The sequence below is a fragment of the Candidatus Pelagibacter sp. Uisw_106 genome (assembly GCF_047724975.1).
Taxonomy (GTDB): domain Bacteria; phylum Pseudomonadota; class Alphaproteobacteria; order Pelagibacterales; family Pelagibacteraceae; genus Pelagibacter.
Genome location: NZ_CP159819.1, coordinates 154,840 through 168,916 on the forward strand (window position 1 = coordinate 154,840; position 14,077 = coordinate 168,916).

Genomic DNA, 14,077 nt, shown 5'->3' on the forward strand with positions numbered 1-14,077 from the left:
CATAATTCATTATGCATATATTAGTTACAGGTTCGGAAGGTTTCATTGGTTCACATTTAGTTGAGAAATTAATACAAAAAAAAGCAAAAGTCACAGTTCTCGTTAAATATAATTTCCAAAGCGATACTGGTTGGTTAAGTAATGATATTTTAAAAAAATGCAAAATAGTTTTTGGAGATATTGAAGATTTAAATTTTATAAATAGTCTTCTCAAAGGGGTTGACATTGTAGTAAACTTAGCTGCACTTATATCCATACCTTATTCTTATGTTTCAGCAAAATCATACATAACGACTAATATTTTAGGAACATACAATATTCTTGAGGCTTCTAAACAGAATAAAATTAAAAAGATCATTTTAACTTCTACTAGTGAAGTCTATGGTTCTGCAAAATATGTACCAATCGACGAAAACCATATTTTACAACCACAATCACCATATTCAGCAAGCAAAATAGCAGCAGACCAAATAGGCTTATCTTACTTTAATTCATTTAATTTGCCTGTAGTTATTGCTCGCCCATTCAATACTTTTGGGCCCAGACAGTCTACAAGAGCTGTTATCCCATCAATAATTACTCAAATGCTTTCCAATTCTAAATTTATAAAAATTGGAGACACTAAAACTAAAAGAGATTTTAGCTATGTTGAAGATACGGCAGAATTCTTTATGAAAATCATATATTCAAAAAAAAATTTAAATGGTGAAATTTTAAACTATGGGAGCGGTCACTCCGTAACAATAAGTAGAGTATATGAAATTATTAAATCAATAACGAACTCAAAAAGTGTAATAAGTTATGAAAAGAAAAGATTTAGACCAAAAAATAGCGAGGTAAGAGAATTGTTATGTGATAATAAAAAAGCTATCAAGATGTTAGGAATTCAAAATTTAAAAAATAAAGAAGCTCAACTCATAAAAGGTTTAAAAAAAACAGTCGATTGGTATAGTAAAAAAGAAAACTTAGATAAATTTAGAGTAGGAGAATACAATCTTTAAATGGAATTTAAAATTGAAGAAAGAATTATTAGTGAAAAAAAAAGTCCTTTAATAATCCCAGAGGTAGGAATTAATCATGAAGGATCAATTCAAAAAGCATTCAGGCTTATAGATTCAGCTAAAAATAGTGGAGCAGAAATAATCAAATTTCAATGCCACATAACTGATAAAGAAATGATTAAAACTGCTGATAAGCCAGGAAAAATTTCTAATGAGACATTGTGGGACATAGTAAAAAGGTGTGAACTTACAATGGAAGAAGAGTATAAAATAAAAAAATATGCAGAAAAAAATAAATTAATATATTTATCAACACCATTTTCAAAAGAAGCTGTAGATAGATTGATGAGGTTAAAAGTTTCTGCTTTTAAAATTGGATCAGGTGAATGTAATAATTATCCATTAATTGAATATATCGCAAAAATAAAATTGCCCGTAATTTTATCAACAGGAATGAATAATATCAATTCTATAAAAAAATCTGTTTCAATTTTTAAGAAATTTAAAACTCCATATTCACTTTTGCATTGTACAAGCATGTACCCAACACCATATGAAAAAGTTAGACTAGGAGGTATTACAGAGTTGAAAAAAAATTTTAGAAAGATTGAAGTTGGATTATCAGACCACAGCAAAAACATTTGGACATGTTTAGGTGCCGTAGCAGTTGGAGCAAGTATTCTTGAAAAGCATTTTACAATTTCAAGAAAATGGAAAGGTCCTGATATGCCTGTTTCAATTGAACCAAGTGAGCTAAGAGATTTAATTGTTGGTTCTGATGCAATTTGGAAAGCTGCAGGGGGTAAAAAGGGAATTCTAAAAGAAGAAATTCCAGTTATAAAATTTGCATATGCAAGTGTGGTATCCACAAGAGATATTAAAAAAGGCGAGAAATTAACCAAAGAAAATATTTGGGTTAAAAGACCAGGTAAAGGAGAGTTTATGAGCAAAGATTTTAAAAAATTACTAGGAAAAAAAGCTATAAGAAATATATTTAATAATAGGTATATATCATCTAAAGATCTAAAAATTTAGTGATAGATAATGATATTGTAATCACTGGAGCCGCAGGTTTTATAGGTCAAAATTTAACCAAATTTTTAAAAAAAAAAAAAATTAAATTTAGAGCATACTCAAGAAAAAAAAATAATTTATCAAAATTAATAAAAAAATATACTTCAATAAAACCTATTGGAAAGTCAACATTAATATATCTTTCACAATCAAACGGAGCTAGATCAAAAATAAATGATGAATTAAATATATTAAAAAAAATAATTAAATATGAATGGAATTATATTATTTTTCTTTCCTCAGCTAAGGTATATAAAAAAGATAAGCATAAATTGAATGAGCTTTCTAAAATTGACCTAGGTAATAATTATAGTAAATTAAAGATTAATTCAGAAAAAATTATTGAGACAAGTAAGAAAGGTATATCTCTAAGAATTTCAAATATTTATGGGCCATTTTATAATAAAAAAACTCTTATCGATGATATTCTTAAAAATATTTTTAATAAAAAAATAATTTCTATAAAAAATAAAAATGAATATGTGGATCTTTTAAATATTGAGGATTTAAATGATTTAATTTTGTCATTACTAAAGAATAAAAAGTATGGAATTTTTAATGTCGCTAGTGGATCTGTTGTTAAAATTGAGTCTCTTATTAATCAAATTTTAAATTTATTAAATTTGAAGATAAAAATTAATAGTTTATCTAGCATTAAAAATAAAATGAAAAATAAAATAGATATATCACTAATAAAAAAAATTACTGGATGGAAACCCAAAATAACAATAAGAAAAGGAATAAATGAAATATATAAAAAAAATTTGTATCTTCACAGGAAACAGGGCTGAATATGGGTTGTTAAGACCTTTAATAATAAAAATAAACAAGCAAAAAAATTTTTTAACAAGTGTGCTAATTTCTGGAGCCCATCTTCAAAATGAATTTGGTAAAACTATCATAGAGATAAAAAAAGATAAAATTAAGAATTATAAGCTTGTCAATATTAATGGGAATTTTAAAAAAGATGATAATTTTAATTCTATGATTATAGGTAATGCCATTATGAAAATTTCCAAAGAGTTAAATAAATTTAAACCTGACATTTTTGTTGTTTATGCAGATCGTTTTGAAGGATTTGCTGCAATGATAGCTAGCACACAAATGAATATTCCAACCATACATGTGGAAGGTGGAGATATTACTGAAGGTGGTGCATTAGATGATAATGTTAGACATGCAATGACAAAGCTTGCACATTTTCATTTGACTACTAATTACGAAGCAACAAAAAGAATTATAGCAATGGGTGAAGAAAAATGGAGAGTAAAAACCATAGGATACCCAACTGTAGATTTAATTAAACAAAAAAACTATGCAACTGAAAGTGAATTGAAAAAAAAATTTAACTTGAAATATGATGATAAAATTGTCATCTTCACTCAACACTCTGTTACGACGGAGTATGAAGACTCATTAAATCAACTAAAAAAATCTCTTAAAGCTTTAGAAAAAGTATCAAAAGAAGGAATTAAAATTATAATCACTTATCCTAATAATGATATTGGAAGTGACTTAATTTTAAAATCTTTAAAAAATAAGAAATATAAAAATAATAATAATATTTCTATATATAAGTCGATTGGAAGATATTTTTATCATGGAATATTAGCCTTAGGAAAAAACAATAAATTTAAGGTATGCTGTGTTGGAAACTCATCTTCAGGAATAAAAGAAACGCCAATATTTAATTGTCCGACGGTCAATATTGGTAGTAGACAATTAGGGAGATTAAGATCAGAAAATATAATTGATGTAGATTATAACGATAAAAAGATATATCTAGCAATTAGAAAAGCATTTGATGATAAAAAATTTATTAAACAATGTCTTAAATGCTCTAATCCATATGGAATTGGAAATTCAGCAGTAAAGATGATCAATTTTTTAAACAAAATACATTACTCAAAATCAAAAATACTTAAAAAGAAGATGACACTTGATAGCAAAAAATTAAATAAGATTAATATTTAAAAATATGTCAATTAAAAATAAAAAAATTTTATTGTTTGGTTGTACAGGTGTTTTGGGGACAGCGTTTGTTGAATATTTAATTGAGTGTGGTTGTAAAGTAATTCTTGCTGACAATAATAAAATTAAACTTAAAAAGATATGCTTAAAGTACGATTTAAAAGGCTATTTAATTGATGCTAATAAAGAAAAAAGCATACAAAAAAATATAAAAAAAATAGCACAAGATAATAAATACAAAATTGATTGTGCTATTTATAATGTTGCAATTACCTCTGAGTCATTACAAAAAACAAATATTACAAGGGAATTTACTAAATATAATTTAAAAAACTGGAAAAAAACAATTAATGTTAATCTTACAGGATCTTTTATTTTTGCAAGAGAAATTGGAAAAATATTTTATAAACAAAAAAAAGGTAATCTAATAAACATCTCTAGTATTTATGGTAATTTAAGCCCTAACCACAAAATTTATGAAAAAGAAAAATTCTATTCTTTTCCTGACTATGCAGCAAGTAAATCAGGTATAATTGGCTTTTCAAAATGGTTGTCTACACTATGGGCAAAAAAAAATATTAAAGTGAACTGTATTTCACCTGGTGGCATTTACAATAGTCATTCTAAAAATTTTTTTAAAGCTTACTCTAAAAGAGTACCGATGAACAGAATGGGTGACAAAAAAGATATCAATGGAATTTTATATTATTTAATAAGTGACGAGTCTAATTACTGCACAGGGCAAAACTTTCTTATTGATGGTGGATTATCGGCCTGGTAATATATGAAAATTATAAAATCAAAAATTATTATTGAAAATATATCTATTAATAAATTTTCAAAAATAATTGATGCAGTTTCAAGATTAGAGAAAACTAAATTTAAGTTCTTAATAGTAGTAGATAAAAATAATTTTTTTTTAGGAGTTCTTAACGATGGTGACATAAGAAGAGGCCTGTTAAGCGGATATACCATAGAAGACAAAATAAAAAAAATTTTTAATAAAAACCCAGTCTATTTAAAAAAAATGATTGATGAAGTAGAGATAGAAAAATTGATCATTAAAAAAGATGTTAACTTCATTCCAATTATTAAAAATAAAAAAGTAGAAAGAGTCTTTGTTGGTAATAATGATGATCATACAAAGATTAAAAATAAATTAGTAATTATGGCAGGTGGTAAAGGAACAAGATTAGGGAAATTCACAAAGAAAACTCCAAAGCCAATGCTTAAAATTAAAGGTAGACCTATCATGGATCATTTAATTGAAAATTCAAAAAAACAAGGGGTTTTTAATTTTATTATTTCAGTTAATTATTTAGGATCTGTAATTTCAAATTATTTTAAAAATGGAAAATCTAGAAATATAAATATTAAATATATTAAAGAAAAATTACCCTTAGGAACTGCTGGCTCTCTTTATTTTTTAAAGAATGAAAAAAATGATTTATTAGTAACTAATGCTGACTTAATAACAAATGTTGATTTTTCTGATTTGCTCAAATTTCATAAAGATCATAAATCTGATTTTACTGTAGTTATTAAAAAAATTAATTGGTCATTTCCTTACGGTGCAATTAAATATAAAAATTTTAAGTTAATAGAGCTAAATGAGAAACCAATGTATAAATCAGAAGTAATAGCTGGTGTATATGCATTAAATCCTAGAGTTTTAAAAGAGATAAAAAAACCTTCTTTTTTAAATATAACTGATCTTATAAATAAATTGATAAGTTTAAAAAAGAACGTCTATGTTTATCCAATATACGAAGAATGGACAGATATTGGCAGTTATAATGATTATCTTAAGATGAAATAAAAAAATATGTTCAAAAAAAAAAAATTATTGCTGTAATTCTAGCCAGAAGTGGTTCAAAAAGAGTAAAAGATAAGAATATTAAATTATTAAATAAAAAACCACTAATTTATTGGACTATAAAAGAAGCAAAAAAGTCAAAATTAATTGACAGATTGGTGTTAAGTAGTGATTCATTGAAATATTTTAAAGTTGCAAAAAAATGTGGACTTAATGATTTTGTAAAAAGGCCTAAAAGATTATCTGAATCAAATACAACATCTATAGATTCTTTAATCTTTACTTTAAATCAGATTATTTCAACAGTAGAAAATTATGATTATTGTTTATTGCTAGAGCCCACTTCGCCACTCAGAGTGGTAGATGATATAGACAGATCAATTAAAAAGATAGTATCAAGCAATAAAGCTGAGGCCTTGGTAAGCCTTTCAAAAGTTGGAAATGTGCATCCTCAATTTATGTATGAAATTCAAAATGATAATTTTATTAAAAGATTTGCTAAAAAATTAAAGAAAGTGACGTTACACAGTGAGTCAAAAAAATTATTCTTCCTAGATGGAAGTATCTATATTTCTAAAATAAAATCACTTTATAAGAGAAAAAGTTTTTATCACGAAAAAACAATGTCATTTATTTTACCTAAATGGAAATCTTATGAAATAGATGATTTTATAGACTTTAAAATTATCGAAATGATAATGAAATTAAAGATCAAATGATAAAAAAAAAATTACTACTTTTAGGAAATGGCAAGATAGGATTTCAAATTGATAGATTTGATATTATGAATCTAAAAAAATATTTTCAAATTTATTTCTTTGATTGTTCAGAGATACTTTATAAAAATAAAATTTTACCGCAAAAAAAAAAAATATAAATTTAAAAGAGATATTTATAAAAAAAATCATAAAGAAAGCAGAGTTAATCAATCAAATCAATTTAATTAGACCTGATTTTGTAATTGATGGTATTCAATCAGATTTTACAAAAACATTAAAAAAAAAAACAAAGTTTAAGTTTAAGTTTATTATTTGGCTTGATGGACTAGTTAATTGGAATAAATCATTTTTTTACATAATCAATTTTTATTCTTTAAAAAGTAAAATTAAATTATTTTTAAATAAAATTTATAAATTAATTAATTACACAGATAAACTATATATTTATGATATTGGTTTCTTTGCAGGTGATGAAAGTAAAAAATTAATTGATTTTCAAAATACTAAAAAGATCTACTGGATAGGCTCTAATGATTTTTATAAAAATATAAATAAAAAAAAAGTTAAAAATGAAAAAAAATATGTAACTTATATTGATAGTAATTTGTACCTTGGTGGAGAGATGCAATTTAACTCAATGAATAAAGTACCCAAGCTTATTGATTTAAAGAGTCATTTAGATAATACTTTTAATAAAATTGAGGAGTTAACAAACATTGAAGTTAAAATTTTAGCCCATCCAAATCCTAAATTATTAAAAACTTATAACTACAGTGATTTATATGGTAATCGAAAAGTGTATGAAAATAAAACAGTGGAATTAATCAAAAAAAGTAAATTAATTTTATCTGATTATTCTACAGCAATAAATTTTGCTGTATTAAATTATAAACCTCTTATCCTTATGTATAGCAACCAATTAAATTACCCACAATATCAAAAAATGCTAATTGCTAATTATCAATTGTTAAATGCTAATTTATTTAATTCAGATGAAATTAATGAGAATTTTAAGATTAATTATGATGTAAATTATAAAAAATACAATAGTTTCATAAAATTATTTATAAATAATTTTAATTCGGCGAATAAGTATAAAACTTCTAAATTTATAAAAGAATATTGTTAATATGATAAAAAGATTATTAGTTTTTAAGGGAAAAAAAGTATTGGTAACTGGTCATACAGGTTTTAAAGGATCATGGCTTTGCATTTGGCTAAAAATTCTGGGAGCTAAAGTGTATGGAATTAGCTTAGAACCAACCACACAAACGTCTCACTATAAGGCAACAAATTTAAAAAAGTATTTGGAAAAATCTTTTATCTTTAATATCAATAATATGAAAAAACTCAAAAACACAATTTATAATATAAAACCTGATTTTGTTTTTCATTTAGCAGGCCAATCAATCGTAAAATTATCTTATCTTAATCCAATGTTAACTTGGAATACAAATCTAATTGGTACAATTAATATTTTAGAATCATTAAGAAAATTAAACAAATGTACTGTAATTTTTATTACAAGTGACAAATGTTATAAAAATACAGAGAATCTTAAAGGTTATTTGGAAAAGGACTATCTTGGAGGTGATGATCCCTATAGCGCATCAAAAGCTTCGGCAGAAATTGCAATTCATTCTTATTATAAAACTTTTTTTAAAAAATCAAATATCTTAATATGCTCTGTGAGAGCTGGTAATGTTATTGGCGGTGGTGATTGGTCTCCAGATAGAATTATCCCTGATTTTTTTAAGGCGTATTTAAATAAAAAAAAATTAGTTATTCGAAACCCTAATTCTATAAGGCCTTGGCAGCATGTTTTGGATGCATTACATGGTTATTTAATTTTAGCACAAAAATTACACTTTGATAAAAAATTATCTGGCGAAGCCTTTAATTTTGGACCAAAAAAAATTAAGAATTTCAAAGTAAAAAATCTGATTAAATATTTAAATAATGACAAAATTGTAGAAAAAAAATTAATTTTATACAAAAAAAGCAAAAATTTTAAGGAAACTAATATTTTAAAACTTAATGTCAAAAAATCACAAAATAAATTAAACTGGTCATGCATTTTAGATATTAAAAAAAGTTTAGATATGACTAAAGAATGGTTTGTAAAATATAAACCAAAAAAATTTGAATATAATTATAACTTATCCAAATCTCAAATTTTAGATTTTATTAAATTAAAATAAAATAAAATGATTGAAAAAATTAAAGAATTTAAACTTAAAAAATACAAATTGTCAAAAGGTGATGTTTTAAAGGGCTTAAATAAAAATGATAAATGCTTTTATGGTTTGGGTGAAGTATATTTTTCTTTTATAAAAAAAAATCAGATTAAGGGATGGAAAAAACACACAAAAATGAAAATGAATCTTTTTGTTCCCATAGGAAAAGTTGAATTTAGATTTTATTCTGAGAAACAAAAAAAATTTAAAAAAATAATAATTGGTGAAAAAAGATATTTTAGAATTTCAGTGCCTAATAATATATGTTTTGCATTTAAAGGTCTTGGTAAGACTAATTTAATCATGAATGTAAGTAATATAATACACACAAAAAATGAAGCCATTAAAATGAAACCGAATAGCATAAAATTTAATGATTAAACCAGATGTTGTAATTTTATGTGGTGGTCTAGGAACTAGGATTACAGAACTAACCAAACAAATCCCGAAACCAATGATCAAAATTGGAAAAAAACCTATCTTCATGCATATTATTGATATTTATGTGCATTATAATATTAAAAATTTTCACTTAGCATTAGGCTATAAATACGAAGAATTTATTAAGTTTTTTTTTAAAAAAGCACACTCTGAAAACTTAAAAAAATTTAGAAAGAATAATCACCTTCAAATAACAAGAAAAATTGGTAATAAAAAAGTTAATATTAACCTTCATTATACTGGAAGAAATACTTTAACTGGTGGAAGGCTAAAAAGACTTACAAATTACCTAAATGATACGTTTTTTTTAACTTATGGTGATGGATTAGCTAACGTTAATATTAATAGATTATTTAGTTTTCACAAAAAAGGAAAAAAACAAGTTACTATTACAGCTGTAAGACCTGGTGCAAGATTCGGTGTTTTAAGTATTAAAGGAAATCAGGTAATTAATTTCAAAGAAAAACCTCAAGTAAGTTCTGGATGGATCAATGGTGGATTTTTTGTAATTGAGCCTAGCTTTTTAAAATTGATTAAAGATGACTCAACAATACTAGAAAAAGAACCTTTAGAAATAGTTGCTAAAAAAAAATCAATGCAAGCTTATAAGCATAAAGGTTTTTGGCATTGCATTGATACCTTGAGAGATAAAATTCATATAGAGAAGATAGTTAAAGAAGATGGAAAAGTATGGATAAAATAAATATTTTAGTTTTAGGAGGAAATGGTTTTATTGGAAAAAACATATTAAAAAAATTATTAGAAAAAAAATCTTTTTTTAATTTATCAGCAACAATTTATAGTAAAGAAAAGTCATTTCCTAACGTAAATTATTATGAAATAAACAATGTTAAAGATTTTGAAAACAAAAAAAATAAAATTTATAAACAATATTATGATTACATAATAAATGCGCATGGGTATGTTAGTACAAATGATTTTGAAGTAGATGCAAAAGATGTGTTTAATCAACATGTATCTAGTTTGATTTATCTTTTATCAAATATAAAAAAAGATAAAAAAACAACAACCTTAATTAACTTGGGAACCTCACATGAGTATACACCAAGTAGTAATTTATTAGCTGAAGATGAAACTAACCCAGTATCATTTTATGGATATTGTAAAAATTTTTTTTCTAATTTACATCAAATAATAAATGTAAAATCTGGGTTAAGGATAATACATATAAGATTGTTTCAAATTTATGGAGAAAATCAAAGAACTCCAAGAATAATACCGTATATATTTAACACCTTAGTAAAGAATAAATCAGTTAGATTAATTAGCCCTTCAGCAGAAAGAGATTTTCTCCACATAGAAGATTTTGTAAATTTTATTGAAAAATTAATTTTTTTTAAGGGTAAACTAAGATTTACAAACATAAATGTTGGAAGTGGAAAAAAATTAAAAATAGAAGATCTTTATCAAAAAATTAATTCACTTTTAAATTTGAAAAAGAATTATAAGAAACTATCGAATAAAAAATATCTAAGTTTAAACCCATCCTTAACAAGATTAAATCAAAGCATTAAATGGAAACCATCTATAATAATAGATGAAGGATTGCTGAGATTTATTTTATATGAGCGTGCAAGAAAAGATAAAAACTATAATTTATTAGATTTCAAAAAAGCTAGCAAAGTCAGCATCATCATGAATTGTTATAATGGTGCAAAATATCTAACAGAAGCATTAAACTCTGTGATTAATCAAAGCTATCAAAATTGGGAACTAATATTTTGGGATAATAATTCTTCAGATAATTCAGAATCAATAGTAAAATCGTTTAAAGATAAAAGAATAAAATTTTTTAGATCACCAAAAAAAGATTCTTTAGCTAATGCAAGAAATAAAGCATTAAAAAAAATTAATGGAAGTTATGTTGCTTTTTTAGATGTCGATGATTATTGGCTTGATGATAAGCTAATTTTACAAATTGCTAATATGGTCAAATATAAAACAAAAGCATCATATACTAACTTTTATGTAAAAAGAAATCACTTTCCAATTCTTACAAAATTTACAAATAGAAATTTAAATTTTAATTATGTATACAAAGATTTTTTAAAATCATATGACGTAGGATTTTTATCATTTATTGTTTCTGCTGACATAATAAAAAAACATAATATTAAATTTAATAATAAATTTGAGATTATTTCAGATTTTGAGTTTATTATGAAAATATCAAGAAAATTTAAATTTTCTGTTTGTCAAAAACCTCTAGGAGTTTACAGAATGCATGGTCAGAGTTATAGCTTTTTAAATATTTCAAGACATATTAGTGAATTAAGAAAATGGATATCAATCGAAAAATTTAAAAAAAATATAAGCACAAATACGAATCTGCAAGAAATTGAAAAAAAAATTCTTTATTTAGAATACAAAAACTACCTAATTGATAAAAATAAATTTGAGAATAATTCAAAATTTAATGATATTTCTTTTTCAAGTAAACTTAAAATTAGTTTAAAAAATGTGTTGGGATACTTATGAGATTAATTAATTATTATATAAAAAAAAAATTTAATCCAGTTCCAATAAAAACAAATAATAAGTTAAATTTATTAAAACATGTAAAACTAAGAAAAAATTTAATCCAAAATCATTTGAAAATACCTTTAAATTTATTAAAAGATAAAGATATTTTAGAATTTGGCCCAAATAGAGGTGAAAATTCTTTTATTTATGCATTAAATAAAGCAAATCTATTTTTTGTTGAACCGGTACCATATAGCGCAAAGCAATTAAAGGCAAAATACAAACACTACAACCTAAATAAATTTGTAAAAAAAATTGATAATAAGAGTTTAGAAAAATTTAATACTAAACAAAAGTTTGATTTAGTTATTGCAGAGGGTTTTTTGAACACGCTAGATGAAAGAGATCAATATCTAACAAAAATTTTAAAATTTGTAAAAGACTCAGGATTAGTTATATTAAATTATGACGATTATTTTGGTAGTCTCATTGAATTGATAAAGTCTGCAATTTTAAAAAAATATTGTATTAAAAGGAAAATTAGACTCGATAGTGAGGCCTCATTAAAATTATCAAAACAGTTATATTATCAAGATTTTAGAAAGTTAAAAAATACAAGGCCTTTTAAAGCTTATTGGCTAGACCAATTGTCATGTGAATTTGCTGAAGATGTTTGGAAATTTGAGAAATTATTAGATTTAGCATATAGAAAAAACTTTTATTTTTATTCCTCATCTCCTATGTGGTCAGTATCTGAAAATAAAATATGGTATAAAAATATTAATCTTAAATCGAAAAATAACTCAAATAAAAAAATTTTTAATGAATGGAAAAAAAATCTTGCTTATTTTGTTACAGGTAATGAAAAAATTAAGTTTCCTGGAAATCAAAAAATAATTTTTCAAGAATTTGATTTTTTAATTAAGCAAATAATAAATTTCCTTAAAAATAAAAAAACTACTTTTAAAAAATTAAAAAATAAAAAAAGTCTATTTTTTAATGAAATAAACTCAATTTTAAGCTTCTTAAATGATAAAAGTAAAAATTTAAATTATAAAAAACTTAAAACATTTAGATCGTACACAGGAACCAATCTTCATTATTTATGTTTAAAGAAAAATGAAAAAAATTTTTAATAAGTTGGTAGAAGAACCAACACTTTTTTTCACCATTCCTTTTTTTTTACCATTAATTATAGCTATAATAATTTTAAAGCCTTTAGTAAAAATTAGATTTGGATTAATTAATTCTGATAGAATTGGACACTTAGCTGCAAATACTGAACTTTATTTATGTCGAAAGAAATATAAAGAAAAAGAATTTTTAGATTTATTTTATTTTCCAACCATTCCATGCAACCTTCAATTAGCTAAAATGATTAAACGTAAAATTATTATATTTCCAAAGTTTGTACTTAGACCTTTTGATTTAGTTTTTAGAACTTTTGACTGCTTAAAAAGTTTCAATGCAATTAAGACTAGTTATGGAGATCATGACACACTTAACTATTTAGATAGTAAAAAAAATCAAATTGTATTTTCTCACGAAGAAAAAATAGATGGTAAAAAATTTTTAAAAAAATTTAATCTTATTAACAATAAATATATTTGTTTAACAGTTAGAGATGAAAAATATGTTGAAAATAATTGGAAAAATAAAAAAACTATGAATTATCACAAACATAGAAATATGGAGATAGATGATTTTATACCTACCTGTAAATATTTAAATGAAAAAGGGTACTATGTAATAAGAATGGGATCTGATGTTAAAAAGAAAATGTCATATAAAAACTCAAAATTCATAGATTATGCAGCCAGCAATGTGAGAACTGATTTTTTAGATATTTATATACTATCAAATTGCTATTTTAATATTTCAAGCGTAATGGGCTTAGACGCTGTTCCATTTATATTTAGAAAACCAATTCTTTATTTATCTTCCATACCAATTGGACACTTTTCAACTTCAAGTAAAAAATTCATTAATGTAACGGTTAATCATTATGATAGAGAAAATAAAAGATTTTTATCTACTTCTGAAATTTTTAATAAAAATTGTGCTTTTGTTTATTCTAAAAATGATTTTATTAAAAAAAATATTGACTTAATTCCTTTAACAAAATTAGAAATAAAAAAATATTCTATTGAAATGCTTCAGTTTGTTAAAAATAATTTTAAAATTTCAAATAAAGCTAAAAAGATTAATAATTTTTATTGGAAAAATTATATTAAAGTTAACCAAGACTATCCGTTATTTAAGTTTCTCCATGGTAAAATTAAATGTGTATATTCAACAATTAACTTAAATAGAAATAAGCATTTTTTAAAATAA

Annotated in this window: 15 protein-coding genes; all 15 read left to right on the forward strand. The window is 23.7% G+C overall.

What is annotated here, in order from left to right; translation table 11 throughout:
* The first annotated feature begins 11 nt into the window (after positions 1 to 11).
* Positions 12 to 1,001 (forward strand): GDP-mannose 4,6-dehydratase, encoded by a 990-nt coding sequence (locus ABXT45_RS00800; protein WP_415313774.1) that lies wholly within the window; start codon positions 12 to 14, stop codon positions 999 to 1,001.
* Positions 1,002 to 2,036 carry an N-acetylneuraminate synthase family protein gene (locus ABXT45_RS00805; protein ID WP_415313776.1) on the forward strand — a complete coding sequence of 345 codons (1,035 nt, stop codon included), beginning with the start codon at positions 1,002 to 1,004 and terminating at the stop codon, positions 2,034 to 2,036. It begins immediately after the preceding gene.
* Entirely contained in the window at positions 2,036 to 2,866 is an 831-nt protein-coding gene (locus ABXT45_RS00810; RefSeq protein WP_415313777.1) for an NAD-dependent epimerase/dehydratase family protein, read from the forward strand. Before ABXT45_RS00805 ends, ABXT45_RS00810 begins: the two co-directional genes overlap by 1 nt.
* Positions 2,820 to 4,049 (forward strand): UDP-N-acetylglucosamine 2-epimerase, encoded by a 1,230-nt coding sequence (neuC, locus tag ABXT45_RS00815; protein WP_415313779.1) that lies wholly within the window; start codon positions 2,820 to 2,822, stop codon positions 4,047 to 4,049. The genes ABXT45_RS00810 and neuC overlap by 47 nt, the downstream gene beginning before the upstream one ends.
* Before the next feature lie 4 nt (positions 4,050 to 4,053).
* Entirely contained in the window at positions 4,054 to 4,827 is a 774-nt protein-coding gene (locus ABXT45_RS00820) for an SDR family oxidoreductase (protein ID WP_415313780.1), read from the forward strand.
* 3 nt (positions 4,828 to 4,830) lie between these two features.
* Entirely contained in the window at positions 4,831 to 5,865 is a 1,035-nt protein-coding gene (locus ABXT45_RS00825; RefSeq protein ID WP_415313782.1) for a sugar phosphate nucleotidyltransferase, read from the forward strand.
* 35 nt (positions 5,866 to 5,900) lie between these two features.
* Complete coding sequence (locus tag ABXT45_RS00830; protein ID WP_415314431.1) at positions 5,901 to 6,581, forward strand: cytidylyltransferase domain-containing protein; 681 nt, start codon at positions 5,901 to 5,903, stop codon at positions 6,579 to 6,581.
* On the forward strand, positions 6,578 to 6,739 hold the full coding sequence (locus ABXT45_RS00835; protein ID WP_415313784.1) for a hypothetical protein: 162 nt from the start codon (positions 6,578 to 6,580) through the stop codon (positions 6,737 to 6,739). Before ABXT45_RS00830 ends, ABXT45_RS00835 begins: the two co-directional genes overlap by 4 nt.
* Before the next feature lie 479 nt (positions 6,740 to 7,218).
* Positions 7,219 to 7,710, forward strand: a complete 492-nt coding sequence (locus ABXT45_RS00840; protein ID WP_415313786.1) for a hypothetical protein — start codon at positions 7,219 to 7,221, stop codon at positions 7,708 to 7,710.
* A gap of 1 nt (position 7,711) precedes the next feature.
* The gene (rfbG, locus tag ABXT45_RS00845; protein ID WP_415313788.1) at positions 7,712 to 8,782 is read left to right on the forward strand and encodes a CDP-glucose 4,6-dehydratase; all 1,071 of its coding nucleotides are present in this window, start codon (positions 7,712 to 7,714) and stop codon (positions 8,780 to 8,782) included.
* A gap of 6 nt (positions 8,783 to 8,788) precedes the next feature.
* On the forward strand, positions 8,789 to 9,199 hold the full coding sequence (locus ABXT45_RS00850) for a dTDP-4-dehydrorhamnose 3,5-epimerase (protein WP_415313789.1): 411 nt from the start codon (positions 8,789 to 8,791) through the stop codon (positions 9,197 to 9,199).
* Positions 9,192 to 9,962 carry a sugar phosphate nucleotidyltransferase gene (locus tag ABXT45_RS00855; protein ID WP_415313791.1) on the forward strand — a complete coding sequence of 257 codons (771 nt, stop codon included), beginning with the start codon at positions 9,192 to 9,194 and terminating at the stop codon, positions 9,960 to 9,962. Before ABXT45_RS00850 ends, ABXT45_RS00855 begins: the two co-directional genes overlap by 8 nt.
* On the forward strand, positions 9,950 to 11,758 hold the full coding sequence (locus ABXT45_RS00860; RefSeq protein ID WP_415313792.1) for a glycosyltransferase: 1,809 nt from the start codon (positions 9,950 to 9,952) through the stop codon (positions 11,756 to 11,758). The genes ABXT45_RS00855 and ABXT45_RS00860 overlap by 13 nt, the downstream gene beginning before the upstream one ends.
* On the forward strand, positions 11,755 to 12,879 hold the full coding sequence (locus ABXT45_RS00865; RefSeq protein ID WP_415313794.1) for a methyltransferase domain-containing protein: 1,125 nt from the start codon (positions 11,755 to 11,757) through the stop codon (positions 12,877 to 12,879). The genes ABXT45_RS00860 and ABXT45_RS00865 overlap by 4 nt, the downstream gene beginning before the upstream one ends.
* Positions 12,863 to 14,077, forward strand: coding sequence for a TIGR04372 family glycosyltransferase (locus ABXT45_RS00870; RefSeq protein ID WP_415313796.1), 1,215 nt, complete (start codon positions 12,863 to 12,865; stop codon positions 14,075 to 14,077). The genes ABXT45_RS00865 and ABXT45_RS00870 overlap by 17 nt, the downstream gene beginning before the upstream one ends.